The following is a 16641-nucleotide window of genomic DNA, read 5'->3' as shown; positions in this document are numbered from 1 at the left end:
TGATATCATAATGATATTAATTAAATCTATTAAGTATGGAAACGAAAGAGTTGGATTTCAATGGTTTTAAGATGAATGGCTTTGTAGCCCTATTCTTGCATCTGGTGGTGTTTAGCGCGATAATCGTATTCGGTTTTATCATCGGAGTCGGTCGCAGTGTGCCCCTCATGTTTTTCTCTATGATTCTATTGGTGCTTTGGTTCATTTTGTTTGCCGGATACATGGAGTTGGAACCGAACGAGGCGCGAGCCATGGTGTTCTTCGGCAAATACAAAGGAACGTTCAAGGAAACCGGATTCTTTTTGGTCAATCCTTTCTTGAATAAGAAGAAACTCTCGCTTCGTGCGCGCAATTTGGATGTGGAGCCTATTAAGGTTAATGACAAGATTGGTAATCCCATTCTGATAGGGTTGGTGCTGGTGTGGAAATTGAAGGATACTTATAAGGCGATGTTTGAGATTGATTCACAGACTATGGCGGCATCTGCTGTGGGTGTAGGAAACAACAGGCAGGCGATTGCCGGGTATGCGGTGGCCGGCCGGATGAATGCGTTCGAGAACTTCGTCAAGATACAAAGCGATGCTGCGCTTCGTCAGGTGGCGGGGCAGTATGCTTATGATGACAATGAGGCTGATACGGAAGAGCTGACCCTTCGTTCGGGCGGTGAGGAAATCAACGAACAATTGGAACAGAAGCTGAATGAACGCCTCGCCATGGCAGGCATGGAGGTGGTGGAAGCGCGTATCAATTATCTGGCTTATGCGCCTGAGATTGCCGCAGTGATGTTGCGACGCCAGCAGGCATCGGCCATCATTACTGCCCGCGAGAAGATTGTGGAAGGAGCAGTTTCCATGGTAAAAATGGCACTTCATAAATTGTCCGATGAAGGGATTGTGGAACTGGATGAAGAGAAAAAAGCGGCCATGGTCAGCAATTTGCTGGTGGTGCTATGTGCAGACGAGGCGGCACAACCGGTAGTGAACGCAGGAACGTTGAATCATTAATCTTTCAGGAAATGGAGGCTTTCGGCTCTTTGAGACGGTGGCTGATCTGGGTCGGCTTTCTGTTAGGCTATGTATGTGCTGTTCATGCACAAGACGGCCATATGGTACGTGCACAGCGCATCTACGAACTGTTTGTGGCAGGGCAGGGCGACAGTATTCATGCTGCCCTGAACAAAGAATTGCAGGCTGAACTGTCGCCTGTCGTGTTCAATGATACGTTCCGGCAGACGGAGAAAACTTTTGGCAAGTTGCAATCGGAAGGAGATTGGCACACAGATTCCGTGCAGGAGGTAACCGTTTATTATCGCGATTTAGTATTCGAACGTTACAGCCTTCGGTTTATATTGGCTTTTGATGCGGATGGAGGGATGAATACCATCCGGTTGGCTCCGGTGCCTGCACTTTCTTCTGCTAAACCGGTGGCGTATGATGCGGCGAAGATAACGGAGCGGGAGATTACCGTAGGAGCTGAAGGCTTTGAACTTCCCGGCACATTGACGTTGCCTTTATCGGCTTCGGAGCAGTGTAAAGTGCCTTGCGTCATTCTGGTACATGGCTCCGGCCCTAACGACCGCGACGAGACGATAGGCCCTAATAAACCCTTTCGAGACCTTGCTTGGGGGCTGGCGGAGAGAGGTGTTGCCGTTATCCGCTACGACAAACGGACAAAAGTATATGGTGCGAAGAGTGTACCCGCCGGACGTGAGCCTGACTACGACACGGAAACGGTAGACGATGCGTTGTCTGCTTTGCGCTTTGCGGAGACTTTGCCGGAGGTTGCGGCAGACAGCATTTACGTATTAGGTCACAGTCTGGGAGGAATGCTGGCTCCGCGCATTGCACAGAAGTGGGAATCTGCGGCAGGTATCATCCTCCTTGCCGCTCCGGCCCGCCCGTTCGATGCCGTCCTGAAAGAGCAGTTGACTTACATCGCTTCACTGACGGGTGCCAAAGTCGATATTCAGGCACAGATGGACGCCTTGAAAGCAAGTCAACCGCGTTCTTATTGGGACTTTGCCGATGCTTACAAGCCGGTGGAGGTGGCAGTCGGACTAACACTTCCTGTTTTTGTTCTTCAAGGCGAACGGGATTATCAAGTGACAATGGAAGATTTCGGCTTGTGGCGTTTCGGCTTGTTGCATAGCAAAAACGCATTCTTCAAGTCATATCCGAAGTTGAACCATTTGTTGCAGGAAGGTACTGGCAAGGCTACACCTTTCGAGTATAATCAGGTTTCGCCTGTGGCGGGGTATGTGATGGATGACGTGGCTTTCTTTGTACATGGAAAGCGCAATGACATCTAAATTGGAGAGTATTAATTAAAATCATCAAGGAAAGTGGCTAAGAAAGAAACTTCGACCAAAAGCTTTGTCCTGCGCGTGGATGCTGCAACGATGGAGGCCATTGAAAAATGGGCAGCCGATGAGTTTCGTAGCACGAACGGACAGCTTCAGTGGATTATCGCTGAAGCATTGCGGAAAAGCGGGCGGCTGAAGAAAAAGAAGGATATGCCGCCTGCGGAAGACGAAACTGTATCGGAATAATTGATAATTTTGTCCCGGTAATTCATTTGAGACTTTTATTTTATGAAAATTATAAACCTTGGTTCTCATTCGGGAGCGGCCTATCCCGATTTGCGGTTCTACCCTTCGGTGTTCGACCATATCTTAGAGGGGGTGGCTGCATTGTTGTTGATTGCTGTCTGGCTGTCGGCCTTTTATTTTCATGCTAACCCGCAGGCGGTGGGAGCAGAAGCCTCATACGGGTGGATGATGGCAGGCTGTTCTCTCTTCACATTTTTGCTGTTGGGTGCGTCGGCCTATCTGCCCATGCGTTTTTATGGCCTTCCGTTTCGCCTGACCGATGGCAATGCGGGTATGCAGTGCATGCTGGCGGTACGCGTTGTACGCATGTTGAACATTCTTCTGAATGCGTTGCTTTTGGCTTGTCTGTGGGCGGTGGCGAATTTCCGAGTGATGACATTGGCGATGCCCGTTTTCGGAGTTCTGATGGCCGCCACGTTTATTGCATATTATGTGTTGGCCTATAGATACCGATAATTTTCGTTCTGTTGCAATTCTTTCAGTTCGGAAATCTGTTGCAAAGAGCACTTCTACCTATTTGTAATGACCATTCTGTTTTATTATACCTATTTTGAGGGATTGTGTGTTATCGGCCGGCGCCGTATCTTTGCAACATCAGATTTGAATGAATTAGTTAGTCATAATTACGTAACCACTTTTATGAAGATAAAAGGATCCCCGCTTCTCGATGTGATATCGCGAAGCGGGGATTTTGTTAATATGGCTTCAGTACTGTGAATCATAACGGATAAGCAAGAATTAAAGAATGAAACAGCAGGTTGGAAAGATAGTTTTTATTACATTTGCAATCAATTCTGATAAACATTTAATATAAAAAATATGGCAAGGAAAAACTCAACAGCCAAAGATACAGAACTGTCGCCTTCCTTTTTCGGGAAAGTGGCAGCCATATTCAAAAATGAAACAATGCATTTCGTAATAGGTTTGGTGCTTGTAATCTTCTCTGTTTATTTATTGCTTGCTTTTTCCTCATTCTTCTTTACGGGAGCAGCCGATCAAAGTATTCTTGATGGAGCTAATGCGCAAGAACTGGCTTCCACCAACAATGGGGTGAAAAACTATGCAGGCTCGCGCGGAGCACAGTTGGCAAGCTATCTGATTAACGATTGCTTCGGCATTTCATCGTTCTTCATCCTCGTCTTTTTGGCAGTAACGGGGCTGAAACTTATGAAAGTACGTGTGGTACGTCTGTGGAAGTGGTTCATCGGTTGTTCGCTATTGTTGATTTGGTTCTCTGTCTTTTTCGGTTTCGTCTTTGTAGATCAATACAAAGACTCCTTCCTCTATTTGGGTGGCATGCACGGATACAATGTCAGCAACTGGCTGACGTCGCAAGTGGGAGTGCCGGGTGTGTGGATGATATTATTGGTGACAGCCATCTGTTTTCTTATCTATCTAAGCGCCAGAACCATTATATGGCTGCGAAAACTGCTATCCCTTAGCTTCTTAAAGCGGAAAGAGAAGGCGGAGGTACTTCCGGGTGAAACGCCGGAAGAGTTTATAACCTCTTGGGGAGCAAAAGAAAAAGTTATGCTTCAGGAATCTGAAGGTGCAGAGAAAGGGCAGGAAAAGACGGTTGTGCCTGAAGAAAAAGAAAATACTTCCTTGAATGAGATTACTCTTGATTTAGGAGGAAATGATACGAAAGAAAAACCGACTCAAACAAGGGATGAGGATATCTCCATGACCATTGAGACGCCTATGCCCGATTCAGGGTCCCCTTTCCGGGAACAGCCGGTAGAGAAAGAACCGGCATTCCAAGTTGAAACGGCCGAGGAGGAAGAGTACGTAGGAAAAGAGACGGAGCCATACAATCCTCGTCTGGACTTGGAAAATTATCATTATCCGACGATAGACCTGATGAAACATTACGGTGACAACGGGCCTACAATCGATATGGTGGAACAAAACGCCAATAAAGATAAAATTATCAATACCTTGCGTAGCTTCGGTATAGAAATCAGTACCATCAAGGCTACGGTGGGACCTACGGTAACTCTTTATGAAATTACCCCCGAACAAGGCGTGCGTATCTCCAAAATCCGGGGATTGGAAGATGATATTGCCCTTAGCCTTTCCGCATTGGGCATCCGTATCATAGCGCCTATACCGGGCAAAGGGACGATTGGCATCGAGGTTCCTAATTCAAATCCCAAGATAGTTTCCGGTCAAAGTATCATTGGCAGTAAGAAGTTTCAGGAAGCTGCTTATGATTTGCCCATTGCGCTTGGTAAGACAATTACGAACGAGGTCTTTATGGTGGATTTGTGTAAGATGCCGCACGTGCTTGTGGCCGGTGCCACCGGTCAGGGTAAATCTGTGGGCTTGAATGCCATCATCACTTCCTTATTATATAAGAAGCATCCGGCGGAACTTAAATTTGTGTTGGTAGACCCTAAGAAAGTTGAGTTCAGCATCTATTCCGTCATCGAACACCATTTCCTTGCTAAACTGCCTGATGGAGAAGATGCCATCATCACGGATGTGACGAAAGTGGTGCAAACCCTGAACTCCATTTGTGTGGAGATGGATACCCGTTACGATTTGCTGAAAGCCGCCCATGTGCGTAACATCAAGGAGTATAATGAGAAGTTCATAAACCGTCGTCTGAATCCTGAAAAGGGACATAAGTTTATGCCTTACATCGTGGTGGTTATCGATGAGTTCGGCGATTTGATTATGACGGCCGGTAAGGATGTAGAGTTGCCCATTGCCCGTATTGCCCAATTGGCGCGTGCCGTGGGTATCCACATGATAATTGCCACGCAAAGACCCACTACCAATATCATTACGGGTACGATTAAAGCCAATTTCCCGGCTCGTATAGCGTTCCGTGTGTCGGCAATGGTCGATTCTCGTACCATTCTCGACCGTCCGGGAGCTAATCAGTTGATAGGGCGCGGCGATATGTTGTTCTTGCAAGGAGCCGATCCGGTGCGTGTGCAGTGTGCTTTTATCGATACGCCCGAAGTAGCGGAGATAACCAAGTTCATCGCTCATCAGCAAGGATACCCTACTGCCTTTTACTTGCCGGAATATGTTGACGAGAGTGTCGGTAGTGATTTGGGAGATGTCGATATGGGGCGTCTGGATCCGTTGTTTGAAGACGCTGCCCGTCTGGTGGTAATACATCAACAAGGTTCTACTTCGCTCATCCAGCGGAAATTCGCCATTGGTTACAACCGTGCCGGACGCATCATGGACCAGCTGGAGAAGGCGGGGATAGTAGGGGCAGCACAAGGCAGCAAGCCTCGTGAGGTGTTATGTATGGATGAGAATGACTTGGAAGTACGCCTGAACAATATACAGTAAATTGTGTTTTAATAAGAATGAGGAATATATCCTTGTTTGGTAAAATGAATGGAAATGTTGAAAATCAATCGTCTCTTGTTCTGTATATGCATGTTGGCTGTTGCTTTGCCCGTCGTGGCGCAGCAACCGGATGCTAAAGAAGTGTTGGATCGTACTGCCGAGACATTCAAAAAGTCTGGTGGAGTTAAAATATCTTTTACGGTGAGAGCCCCCGAAGGATCTTCTACCGGCACAATTCGTTTGAAGGGGGATAAATTCTTGTTAGAGTCAGATGGAGCAACGACTTGGTTCGACGGACATACGCAATGGAGTTACCTTTCTTCTTCTGATGAAGTAAATATATCTGAACCCACACCCGAAGAGTTGCAAAACATCAATCCATATGCGCTCTTATCACTTTATGAGCAAGGATATCGACTGAAAATGGGCGAGGTGGATAATCCGCGGCTCAAGTCGCTTTATAAAGTAGTGCTGACTGCCACGGAGCGGAAGACGAATCTGCAGTGTATCATTCTCTATGTGACAAAAGATACGTATCGTCCTACGCATGTCAGTATGGCGCAGCGCGGAGGAGATGCGGCAGTCATCATCATCAATTCTTATCAGACCGGAGAAACGTATCCCGATAGTCTTTTTGTTTTTGATAAAAAGGCATACCCTACAGCCGAACTGATTGATTTGCGATGAAGTTTCATGCTCGTTGTTCCGGATGTTGAAAGAGGAAATAACAAGAAAAAGATAATAATTATGGAAATAGAAAAAGTAAAATGTTTGATTATCGGTTCCGGTCCGGCCGGCTATACGGCTGCTATTTATGCAGGCCGTGCCAATCTCTCTCCGGTGCTTTATGCCGGATTGCAACCTGGCGGTCAGCTGACTACAACCACGGATGTGGAAAACTTTCCGGGTTATCCCGAAGGGATAGGAGGGCCTGAACTGATGGAAGATCTGCGGAAGCAGGCCGAACGTTTTGGTGCTGATTTGAGATATGGGGTGGCTACGGCTGCCGACCTGAGCAAGGCTCCCTATAAGATTACGATAGACGGGGAAAAGACCATAGAAGCTGAGACGCTGATTATTTCTACGGGTGCTGCTGCAAGGTATCTGGGACTGGAAGACGAGAAGAAATATGCCGGTATGGGGGTCAGCGCATGTGCCACTTGTGATGGTTTCTTCTATCGTAAGAAGACTGTGGCTGTTGTAGGAGGAGGAGATACGGCTTGCGAAGAAGCAGTTTACCTTGCCGGACTGGCCGCCAAAGTCTATCTGATAGTGCGTAAGCCTTATCTTCGTGCCTCTAAAATTATGCAAGAGCGTGTGATGCAGCATGAAAAAATAGAGGTTTTGTTCGAACATAATGCAGTGGGTTTGTATGGCGAAAGCGGAGTGGAAGGTGTGCACTTGGTACAGCGCATGGGCGAGTCGGATGAAAAACGTTACGATTTGGCCATCGACGGTTTCTTCCTTGCCATAGGTCATAAGCCGAACTCGGATATATTCAAGCCCTATTTGGATACGGATGAAGTAGGTTATATCGTTACCGAGCCGGGAACGCCCCGCACCAAAATACCGGGCGTATTTGCTGCCGGAGACGTGGCCGATCCTCATTATCGTCAGGCTATTACGGCAGCCGGTACCGGTTGTCAGGCCGCAATTGAAGCGGAAAGATACCTTTCTGCCAAAGGGCTTCTCTGATTATAGTTCGTTAGGGAGGGGTAGAGCCTTGAAATTGGTACCTATCCCAAGACGGAGCCAATATGGACAAAAGAATGAAAGCAAACAGTGGCAGAGAAAGTCTGCTGCTGTTGCTTCTATAAACATACTTCTTCAAAACGGATAATGCAGGTTCTGCCTCTTGCCTGATAAAAGGGCAATCATATGGGGGTGGAATCATACATCTTTTTCTATCTGCCTTAAAAGAGGAAATTATATGAATCGATTGCAAAAGTTTTGTTGATGTAATAATCATTTACTCTTTAAGGAATATTTCCGATAACGAATTAGAATGTAGATATACCCCGGCAGGAAGTACTTCTGAGAAGGGGTAGGATCAGTATACGACTGATGTACCTTCAGTATACGACTCATCATACATCAGTATACGACTGATGCCCCCTCGGTATAGGACTGAATATGACCCGTCTTTTTCCTCCTCTCTTTTAAGAGAAGAAAATGGTGATATTTTTCAAAATAGAAAGATGACTGCTTGAATTTGTCGGGGCGATTGATGATAAAAATGATAACCGGTTCAACGGTTCTTTTTCTATCCTATCTTGCTTATTTTCTTAAGTTTTTCTTCATCAATGATTTTGATTTTGCGACCGTCGATGGTAATTAACCGTTCAGTGGCAAATTGCGATAAGGTGCGGATGGCGTTGGAGGTTGTCATATTCGACAAGTTGGCCAAATCCTCACGCGAGAGGTAGATGCTTAAAGTGGAACTGTCTTCTTCCAGTCCGTAGCTTTCTTTGAGGAACAACAAAGATTCTGCCAGTCTCCCGCGAATGTGTTTTTGTGTCAGGTTTACGGTTCGCTCGTCGGCTATGCCCAAATCGACGGACAGTTGCTTGATGAAGAACATGGCGAGGTCGTTGTTCTGGCTGACCAGCGTTGTGATGGCACTCATCGGAATAAGGCAGATGATGGAAGGCTCAAAAGCAGCGGCGGCTGTTACATAATCTTCTTTGGCAAAGTAGGCTCGATAACCGAAGTATTCAACGGGCTTGATCATGCGGATGATTTGGCTTCTGCCTCCCACACCTTCTTTGTAGATTTTCACCTTACCGCTTAGTAGGCACATCAAGTAGGCGGGAGTCTCACCCTCGCAATGAATGATTTCGTTTTTCTTATAATTCTGGAGCGTAAAATGGCTTGCGAGGAATTCCCGCTGTTCTTCATTCAAAGGTTGCCACATGTCGGCAATCAACTCCGGAACATTGATTTCGGATAAGTTTACTTTTACCATAACTGCTGCAAAACTGTGTTATACAGCACAAATGTAAAAATAAAAAATTAAATATTGCACAAGTATGGCAAAAAGATGCAGAGGCTGTGTCAAAATACCTCTGCACTTTCCTTCTTCTTGACGCATTATTTTGTGAACAGCAATTCCCTATATTTGGGCAACGGCCAGATTTCGTCGTCGATTTCCATTTCGAGGTGGTCGATGTGGTCGCGTATGCTTTCCAGATAAGGGCTTACATTCTTTTCGTACGCAAAGGCTTTATCTTTGTGGTTTTCCATGTGGTTAGCCACTTTTCGGGCTTCGGTCATGTCGCGTACTTGTGTTTTGATGGCTGTCACACGTTTGGAAATTTCGCGTACAAGTTCTTTCCGGTCGGCACTGAGTTCTTCATACTCTTCGGGAGAGAAAGTTTCGCGCAGGCCGCGGAGATTCTCCAGCAGTCGGTTTTGATAGATGACGGCTGTGGGCACGATGTGGTTGATGGCAAGATCGCCCAACACACGGCTTTCTATCTGTACTTTCATGGTATATTTCTCCAACTCTACCTCCAGACGGCAAGCCAGCTCGGTTTCATTAAAGATGCGTTCGCCGATGAGGACGGAGCAGGACTGGTCGTCCATATAGTGCATCAGTGCCTCGGGTACATGGCAGATGTTGGTCAGGCCACGGCGGGCAGCCTCCTTTCTCCATTGTTCGGAGTAACCGTCGCCTTCGAAGCGGATAGGCTCGGAGGCAATGATGGTTTCTTTGAGAATGCGGAAGATGGCTTCATCCTTGCCTACGCCTTCTTCCATCAGTTTGTCGATGGAAACTTTGAATTCGTTCAGTTGGTTGGCCATGGCAGCATTGATGGCAATCATGGCGGCGGCGCAGTTGGCCGATGAGCCGGCGGCACGGAACTCAAAACGGTTGCCGGTAAAGGCGAACGGTGAGGTACGGTTGCGGTCGGTTGTGTCCAGTAAGATTTCGGGGATGCGTCCGATGCCTAATTTCAGCGTTGTCTTCTCTTCCGAAGTCATTTTGCTGTCGCTTATCTGTCGGGCTATTTCGTCGAGGATGGAAGAAAGCTGTTTGCCCAAGAAAATGGAGAGTATGGCGGGAGGAGCTTCGTTGGCTCCCAACCGGTGACTGTTTCCGGCACTCACGATGGAGGCGCGCAGCAGGTCTTGATTCTTGTACACCATCATCAGTACGTTCACCAAGAAAGTAAGGAACAGCATGTTCCCTTTGGGATTTTTGCCCGGAGCAAAGAGGTTGACGCCCGTATCGGTACAAAGAGACCAATTGTTGTGTTTGCCCGAACCATTTACACCGCTGTAGGGCTTTTCGTGAAACAGTACGGCAAATTTATGTTTGCGTGCGATGCGTTTCATCAGGTCCATGACAAGCTGGTTGTGGTCGTTGGCAAGGTTGGCATTCTCGAAGATGGGAGCCAATTCAAATTGGTTGGGAGCTACTTCATTATGTCGGGTCTTGACCGGAATGCCCAGTTTATGGCATTCTATTTCAAGTTCCTTCATGAAGGCTGTCACCCGTGGAGGGATGGAGCCAAAATAGTGGTCTTCCAGTTGCTGGTCTTTGGCCGATGAGTGCCCCATCAGCGTGCGTCCGGTGAGGCAGAGGTCGGGGCGGGCATTGTATAACGCAAGGTCTACGAGAAAATACTCTTGCTCCCATCCTAAATTGGTATATACGCGTGTCACGTTCTTGTCGAACAGCTGACAGACTTCCGTGGCGGCTTTGTCTACGGCTGCCAGTGCCTTGAGCAGCGGGGTTTTATAGTCAAGCGCTTCGCCGGTGTACGAGATGAAGATGGTGGGTATACAGAGTGTGGTGTCTACCACGAAAGCCGGTGAAGAGACGTCCCAAGCCGTATAGCCGCGTGCTTCGAAAGTGTTTCTGATACCTCCGTTAGGAAAAGACGAGGCATCCGGTTCTTGCTGGACGAGCAATTTGCCGGAGAAGCGTTCGATGATTTCCGCGTCTTCACCAAATTCGATGAATCCGTCGTGCTTTTCGGCCGTTCCGTCGGTCAGTGGTTGGAACCAGTGCGTGTAGTGCGTCACGTTGAGAGATTTAGCCCAACTTTTCATGCCATTGGCAATCAGGTCGGCCATCTCGCGGCTGATGGGCGTGCCTTTTTCTATGGCGTCTGTCACAGCCTTATAAGCCTCTTTGGGCAGATATTCTTGCATCTTCTTACTATCGAAGACGTGACTGCCATAGTAGTCGGACAATTTGTTTGAAGGGGTAGATACTTCAAGAGGCTGCCTATTGGCAAGCTCTTGCAAAGCAAAGAATCGCATTTTTGACATATAGGTCTTTTTTATGGGTTGTTGGCGCAAAAGTAGATGTTTTTTCTGAATATACCCCTAAAAAATAGGGGTATTTTGTGTGAAAGATGTTGTTTTCTGATTTTTACCCCTCTAAAATGAGGGGTGTGGATAGAAAAGGTGTTTTCTTGGGGATGGAGGAGGGTTGAGGTTGTAATGCAGGATGCAGGTAGGATATAATCTTCTTTTTTTACATCAAGCACTTGCTTAATTTCCCGAAAACTTGTGGCTGCTATGTAAATTCTTTTTATATTTGTCGCAATCTATGTAAAGACATTATATTTGAAACGTTTATTGCTTATATGGATTGGATTTTGCTTCTTGCTTTCTTTTGTACAAGAGGTCAAGGCTCAGCGTGTGCCCTATCCGGCGGATGAGCAGATGCGTTCGGCCGATTCCATCATGAGTAAAGTGATATTCTTTGCTCCTTTATATGAACAGATTGTAGAGAGTTACAGAGCCGAACTCTATATAAAAGGTTGGGTGAATATCTGCAAGAAGAATCATTTTCTCCGCTATATTCCTTCCATGTTTCGCCCTAAGCGTGGGGTGAGAGAGTATATGATGGAAACTTATAACGACCTGCATTTCACTGCTCCCAATATCTATGACCAGAAAGTCAAGGCCGGCATGGGTACTGCTTCCGAGTTTTGGGAGCTGGACGGGCGTCTGCCCGAATACTTCCATATCAATGTCTACGCTTCTACCTTGTTGCATGACAAGTTGCTCTCTCCCTTAGCGTCGAATGCGAAGAAGTATTATACCTATCGGCTTGATACGGTGATGGGAGAGAGGCACAACCTGCAATATAAAATTCGTTTCATACCGAAATACAAAAGCTTTCAGTTGGTAGGCGGCTATCTGATTGTGAGCGACAACGTGTGGAGTGTGCGCGAAATGCGTTTTTCCGGACGTAATGAGATGGTTAAGTTCAATAATTTGGTGAAGATGGGGAGTGTGGGAGCTTCGGATGAATTTCTTCCGTTGCAGTATGGCATCGACGTAAGTTTTCGTCTTCTCGGCAATGTGATAGAAGGCACATACGAAGCGGTGCTTGATTATAAAAACATCATTCAGAAGATACCGGGGGGTGTGCGGAAACCGTCTCGGAAAAGCAGGTATGATTTGTCCGACAGCTATACCTTGTCTACCGATACCAACGTTTATCAACGTGATACGGCCTGCTTCAACGCTTTGCGTCCCATTCCGTTGACTTCGCATGAGAGAACCTTATACGAAAATTTCTTCCTTCATCGGGATACGCTTGTCGGGAAGAAGCAGCCGAAGAATAAAGCGCTGGTGTTTTGGGGGCAGATAGGCGATGCGTTGATCAGCCGATATACGCTGAAGCTCGACAAGTTGGGAAGCATACGTTGTTCGCCGTTGATTAATCCTTTCCTGATGAGCTATAGCGGCAAGAATGGCTTTTCATATCGGCAGGAATTCAAGTACAATCGTCTGTTCAAGGGCGACAGGCTTCTACGTATTGTTCCCCGGATCGGCTATAACTTCAAGGAGAAGTTATTTTATTGGCGCGTAAGGTCTGATTTTGACTACTGGCCCCGCAAACGGGCGGCGTTTCATCTGGAAGCGGGCAACGGTAACCGCATATACAGTAGCGACGTGTTGGATGAGTTGAAAGCCATCCCCGACAGCCTTTTCGACTTCAGGCAAATACACTTGGACTATTTCAATGACTTGTATCTCAATTTTCGGCATAGCTGGGAAATAGTGAACGGCCTGTCATTGGAAGTAGGGGTATCCATGCACCGGCGCACCGAAGTGAACCGTTCCAGATTTGTTCTTAATGAGAAGATGCTTTCGCAAGCCCAAACCGGTGCCGGAGGCTCACCGTCCCTGCCGGGCGTCGACCCCGAAATCCTGACCAAGTTTCGTCATACTTACAACAGCTTTGCCCCGCATGTACGCCTGTCGTGGACTCCGGGACAATACTATTATATGAATGGTAACCGCAAGATAAATCTTCATTCCAAATATCCCACTCTGTCCGTAGACTGGGAGCGGGGGCTTAAAAGTGTGCTGCGAGGCAGTAGTTCGTATGAGCGTGTTGAGGTGGATTTGCAGCATCAGATTTCTTTAGGGCTGATGCGCGGTATCTATTGGCGGTTGGGCTGGGGTGAGTTTACCAATCAGGAGGAACTTTATTTTGTCGACTTTGCCAATCTGCGGCGTTCCAATCTTCCGATGGGGTGGAGCGATGACATAGGAGGAGTGTTCCAGTTGTTGGACGGCCGTTGGTATAACTCTTCGCGCAAGTATCTTCGCGGGCATTTTGTTTACGAAGCTCCCTTTCTTCTGCTTCGTCACTTGAAGAAGTACACCCAGCATGTGCTGAACGAGCGCCTCTACCTCAATTCGCTGGTTGTTCCTCACCTGAAGCCGTATGTAGAGGCAGGCTATGGCATTGGTACCCACATCTTCGACTTTGGTGTGTTTGCCTCATTTGCCAACTGGAAGTATCGGGAGATTGGTTGTAAGTTTACGTTCGAGCTGTTCAACAGATAGACAAGCGCGCCAAACGGTTGCTGCCTTTTTAAATATGAGTAACAGGATTCATGGTTTGAGTGCGTAAAATGATGCTAATCCATGAATCCCGTATCATGTGCCCTCCAAGAGACGGGCATCCGCTTATTTATATCATTTCGGGGTTATTTTCCTACTGCCGTGTTAATAGGCTTTTTTATTCATCTATTGCATGGTTCATCCCTGTTTCATATCCTTTCAACGTGGCTTGCAATATGGTTATCATATCCTGCTTGAATGATTCCGGAGAAAGTACGGCGAGCTTATCCCGATGCCAAAGAAACTCTTGCTTCAAGTCGTAAGTGGGGCGCACATATATTTCAAAATCAGTATATTCTTCCGTCTGTGCTACTTCTGTTTGTGACGGATGAAGCGGCACGTCTTTTATATAAGCGTCTTGCGGCCAAAACGCCCGAAAACGAATTGTTGTTGGTTCAAACTGGCGGATAATGCCAAAACAATGTTTAAAATACGTTTGCGGCTTCAGCACCTGACGGTTTTGCGGTGAAATCTTCACTGTTTTATCCTCTAGTATTTCCAATTGTTTCATCCGCTCTAATGCGCAGGTCATAATAATTTTCTTTTCATTCACCTCTCCTATGACGTACCAACGCTGTTTGACGAGACGTACAAAGGCCGGAATCATCTCAATGTTTTTTTCTTCCCGATAATGCGATTTATATACAAAACGGATGGCATATTTTTTGTCTATGGCATCCATGATGTGTTGCAGCAGGCAAGCCGAGGGAGGTGCAGGTTCTATGATGATTTCTTTGTGCTGATTCACCCTTTTTGCCAGAGATGATAGCCTAAACGCACTCAATATCCACTCTTGCAAATCACGATTTTTAAAGCTCTCGGGATATACTATGCGGTATAGGTTCGTATGTTTGTCGCACTCTATGTCGACCGACATCAACGACTCTGCTTCACGCCGATAGCGGTTGAATGAGCGTTCCGACAATGGCTCTCCCTCTTCATTGGCTGAGGAGTATAGCCATTTTTTCTTTATCTCGGGTAAGGTCAATGGCTGTATACTGAGCGTGTCAATCAGCCATAAACAAAATTTGTATTTATAAATCATGCAGTATCGTATTTAAAATATAGTTTCTAAATCTTCCATATCACTATCGCTAATGGTGAATATTCCCCATTCTGATAGATGATCGCCATTTATAAAATTCTTAAGTAGGATTAGATTACTTGCTTCGGCATAATATATCTTCCAAGATTCTGAATTATCAAAATGCAAAATAAAGGATATTGGTTCATTATTGCTCATATTTGCTAAAACAATAGCTACATCGCTATAATCTGGAAGAAAAGCAATCTCTTGTATCGCTGTATAGTCCTTGTACAGTGATGTCTTTTCCCCCATAAGTTCCATCATTCCTAAAAGGTTTGTTGTTGTTTCTTTATATTTTCCTCTGCAAAAGTTGCGAACTGCTTCTTGTGAATTTCCGGTCTGCATCTCTTTCATGTATGCTTCGAATGTATTTCGCACTTCTTCCTCCGGTGATAGACGAGAGATACAAGAGGTTAATGATAGTATGAATACCATTATTCCATATTTCATTAATATTTTTTTCATACAGTGCCCTCCTTGCTGTTGTTATATACTTTTGCACGTTCCAATACCGCATACATATAGTATATAACGCAGTACTGTATACTTGCGTCTATTAAATTGAAATATAAGTCATCATCTATCATGAATATGAAGATAAATGATAGGAACCCATACGCCATAAAAGTTATTCCCACTGTCTTCATGCCTTTAATGGGATAGTTCTTTGTGGCATAAAGTTTCCATCCCGCACTTATGCCGGATAAAATCAATATGATATTTATAACTATAGCGATTATATCCCACGTATCTGTCGGTATGATAAAATACTCCAGAAAAATCATTATGCCAATAATGGTTGCTGAATATAGGAATATTTTAATGCCTTCGACTGATATCGAATTCTTTTGAAGAAAGTCGATAAAAGCCCATAAAGTCAAAGGAAGAGCCAACGATACTGCTGTTTGCAATAAGTCTACTACATCAGATAGCAAATCTGCGTCTTTATCTATTTTTGCCCAAAAAAGCAAAGCCATAGATAATCCGGATAGGATATAAAGTATTATCCTTATTGATTTCCATGTGGTTGGAATAATCAAGACCTGCTGATTTTCGTTCCCTTCTACTTTTTCCACTCTTACTGTGGTTTCCATTGTTTCTTTTGTTTCCATTGTTCTTTTAGATTAATAAGTTTATGATTATGGAAGCAAAAGTAGGAGCTGGTTCGGCCAAAGTCTGTCGGTATCTATAAAATTTTCTTTAGACTGATAAAAAAACACTATCGCACATACTGGAGTGAAGTACAGTTCTTACTACTCTAATTAGTATCAGGTTCATATTTGTTGAGATATTCAATCTTGATCTCCGTGTCATACGACTCGATATTCAGCAGGTCTTGTAATGCCCAATCACAGTGGTCATATAGATTGTGAACAGCATATACCAAGTTTAAGTGGGCAGACTTCTCGTGATCCATGTTCAAATCCCAGTTGTCGAGTTCGTCGGACAGATAAAGGAACTGATGTTCACTTGGGTATGTTTCCGGTGTATCCATATGGTAAGGCTTACTTGATAGATGCATCTCCTGCACACCATTCTTATAGATGCTTAAGCCGATATCGATCTTGAGTATATCCTCTAGACTATCCCTGACTTCTTCATCCTGTTCCCATCCATCAAATGACATTTTGTCCACCCAAAGAGTTCCTGTTACGAATCATTGCTGTCCGCTAAAACATTTTCTAGTGTATAAGATTTAGGGCTGGTACTTCGTGAGTGAAGTATCAGCCCTTTTGGTTATCTTTGAGCTGCA

At 45.6% G+C, this 16641-nt stretch carries 14 protein-coding genes; 8 read left to right on the top strand and 6 right to left on the bottom strand.

All coding sequences use genetic code 11. The features are described from left to right. Positions 1 to 35: 35 nt before the first annotated feature. The 7 genes from EV202_RS05735 to trxB all read left to right on the top strand — a co-directional run bounded on the left by EV202_RS05735 (position 36) and on the right by trxB (position 7615). Positions 36 to 1004 (top strand): SPFH domain-containing protein, encoded by a 969-nt coding sequence (locus tag EV202_RS05735; RefSeq protein ID WP_131926001.1) that lies wholly within the window; start codon positions 36 to 38, stop codon positions 1002 to 1004. A gap of 11 nt (positions 1005 to 1015) precedes the next feature. Continuing rightward, positions 1016 to 2308 carry an alpha/beta hydrolase gene (locus tag EV202_RS05730; protein WP_131926104.1) on the top strand — a complete coding sequence of 431 codons (1293 nt, stop codon included), beginning with the start codon at positions 1016 to 1018 and terminating at the stop codon, positions 2306 to 2308. Between the two features lie 33 nt (positions 2309 to 2341). Next, the gene (locus EV202_RS05725) at positions 2342 to 2548 is read left to right on the top strand and encodes a DNA-binding protein (RefSeq protein WP_131751404.1); all 207 of its coding nucleotides are present in this window, start codon (positions 2342 to 2344) and stop codon (positions 2546 to 2548) included. A 42-nt stretch (positions 2549 to 2590) separates the two neighbouring features. Next, positions 2591 to 3064 carry a hypothetical protein gene (locus EV202_RS05720; protein WP_131925999.1) on the top strand — a complete coding sequence of 158 codons (474 nt, stop codon included), beginning with the start codon at positions 2591 to 2593 and terminating at the stop codon, positions 3062 to 3064. Between the two features lie 363 nt (positions 3065 to 3427). Next, positions 3428 to 5920: an FtsK/SpoIIIE family DNA translocase gene (locus EV202_RS05715; protein ID WP_131925997.1), complete on the top strand. Its 2493-nt coding sequence runs from the start codon at positions 3428 to 3430 to the stop codon at positions 5918 to 5920. Between the two features lie 54 nt (positions 5921 to 5974). Continuing rightward, positions 5975 to 6607, top strand: coding sequence for a LolA-like putative outer membrane lipoprotein chaperone (locus tag EV202_RS05710; protein WP_131925995.1), 633 nt, complete (start codon positions 5975 to 5977; stop codon positions 6605 to 6607). A 60-nt stretch (positions 6608 to 6667) separates the two neighbouring features. Next, positions 6668 to 7615, top strand: coding sequence for a thioredoxin-disulfide reductase (gene trxB, locus EV202_RS05705; RefSeq protein ID WP_106070385.1), 948 nt, complete (start codon positions 6668 to 6670; stop codon positions 7613 to 7615). A 568-nt stretch (positions 7616 to 8183) separates the two neighbouring features. Here trxB and EV202_RS05700 read toward each other — a convergent pair. Then, positions 8184 to 8885 carry a Crp/Fnr family transcriptional regulator gene (locus EV202_RS05700; RefSeq protein WP_106068176.1) on the bottom strand — a complete coding sequence of 234 codons (702 nt, stop codon included), beginning with the start codon at positions 8883 to 8885 and terminating at the stop codon, positions 8184 to 8186. Between the two features lie 125 nt (positions 8886 to 9010). Then, positions 9011 to 11200, bottom strand: a complete 2190-nt coding sequence (locus tag EV202_RS05695; RefSeq protein ID WP_131925993.1) for a glutamine synthetase III family protein — start codon at positions 11198 to 11200, stop codon at positions 9011 to 9013. A 399-nt stretch (positions 11201 to 11599) separates the two neighbouring features. On the opposite strand from EV202_RS05695, the gene EV202_RS05690 reads away from it, so the two are divergent. Then, positions 11600 to 13744 carry a DUF5686 family protein gene (locus EV202_RS05690; RefSeq protein ID WP_131926102.1) on the top strand — a complete coding sequence of 715 codons (2145 nt, stop codon included), beginning with the start codon at positions 11600 to 11602 and terminating at the stop codon, positions 13742 to 13744. Between the two features lie 175 nt (positions 13745 to 13919). Here EV202_RS05690 and EV202_RS05685 read toward each other — a convergent pair whose 3' ends face one another. From EV202_RS05685 to EV202_RS05670, 4 genes are all read right to left on the bottom strand, one after another. Then, positions 13920 to 14846, bottom strand: a complete 927-nt coding sequence (locus EV202_RS05685; protein WP_106068179.1) for a WYL domain-containing protein — start codon at positions 14844 to 14846, stop codon at positions 13920 to 13922. Positions 14847 to 14858: 12 nt separating this feature from the next. Next, positions 14859 to 15353: a hypothetical protein gene (locus EV202_RS05680; protein ID WP_125238915.1), complete on the bottom strand. Its 495-nt coding sequence runs from the start codon at positions 15351 to 15353 to the stop codon at positions 14859 to 14861. After that, positions 15350 to 16000, bottom strand: coding sequence for a hypothetical protein (locus tag EV202_RS05675; RefSeq protein WP_131925991.1), 651 nt, complete (start codon positions 15998 to 16000; stop codon positions 15350 to 15352). Before EV202_RS05675 ends, EV202_RS05680 begins: the two co-directional genes overlap by 4 nt. A gap of 146 nt (positions 16001 to 16146) precedes the next feature. Further along, on the bottom strand, positions 16147 to 16383 hold the full coding sequence (locus tag EV202_RS05670; protein ID WP_131925989.1) for a hypothetical protein: 237 nt from the start codon (positions 16381 to 16383) through the stop codon (positions 16147 to 16149). Positions 16384 to 16641: the final 258 nt, after the last annotated feature.

This window comes from Prevotella heparinolytica, from assembly GCF_004342845.1.
GTDB lineage: Bacteria > Bacteroidota > Bacteroidia > Bacteroidales > Bacteroidaceae > Bacteroides > Bacteroides heparinolyticus.
The sequence above is the reverse complement of the archived record's forward strand: the minus strand, read 5'-3'. Positions and strand labels throughout refer to the sequence as shown.

Excerpts from the sequence above, each read along its gene's own strand:
- EV202_RS05735 (WP_131926001.1), top strand. The coding sequence starts at position 36 with ATGGAAACGAAAGAGTTGGATTTCAATGGTTTTAAGATGAATGGCTTT.
- EV202_RS05730 (WP_131926104.1), top strand. The coding sequence starts at position 1,016 with ATGGAGGCTTTCGGCTCTTTGAGACGGTGGCTGATCTGGGTCGGCTTT.
- EV202_RS05720 (WP_131925999.1), top strand. The coding sequence starts at position 2,591 with ATGAAAATTATAAACCTTGGTTCTCATTCGGGAGCGGCCTATCCCGAT.
- EV202_RS05715 (WP_131925997.1), top strand. The coding sequence starts at position 3,428 with ATGGCAAGGAAAAACTCAACAGCCAAAGATACAGAACTGTCGCCTTCC.
- EV202_RS05710 (WP_131925995.1), top strand. The coding sequence starts at position 5,975 with ATGTTGAAAATCAATCGTCTCTTGTTCTGTATATGCATGTTGGCTGTT.
- trxB (WP_106070385.1), top strand. The coding sequence starts at position 6,668 with ATGGAAATAGAAAAAGTAAAATGTTTGATTATCGGTTCCGGTCCGGCC.
- EV202_RS05700 (WP_106068176.1), bottom strand. The coding sequence starts at position 8,885 with ATGGTAAAAGTAAACTTATCCGAAATCAATGTTCCGGAGTTGATTGCC.
- EV202_RS05695 (WP_131925993.1), bottom strand. The coding sequence starts at position 11,200 with ATGTCAAAAATGCGATTCTTTGCTTTGCAAGAGCTTGCCAATAGGCAG.
- EV202_RS05690 (WP_131926102.1), top strand. The coding sequence starts at position 11,600 with ATGCGTTCGGCCGATTCCATCATGAGTAAAGTGATATTCTTTGCTCCT.
- EV202_RS05685 (WP_106068179.1), bottom strand. The coding sequence starts at position 14,846 with ATGATTTATAAATACAAATTTTGTTTATGGCTGATTGACACGCTCAGT.
- EV202_RS05680 (WP_125238915.1), bottom strand. The coding sequence starts at position 15,353 with ATGAAAAAAATATTAATGAAATATGGAATAATGGTATTCATACTATCA.
- EV202_RS05675 (WP_131925991.1), bottom strand. The coding sequence starts at position 16,000 with ATGGAAACAAAAGAAACAATGGAAACCACAGTAAGAGTGGAAAAAGTA.
- EV202_RS05670 (WP_131925989.1), bottom strand. The coding sequence starts at position 16,383 with ATGGATACACCGGAAACATACCCAAGTGAACATCAGTTCCTTTATCTG.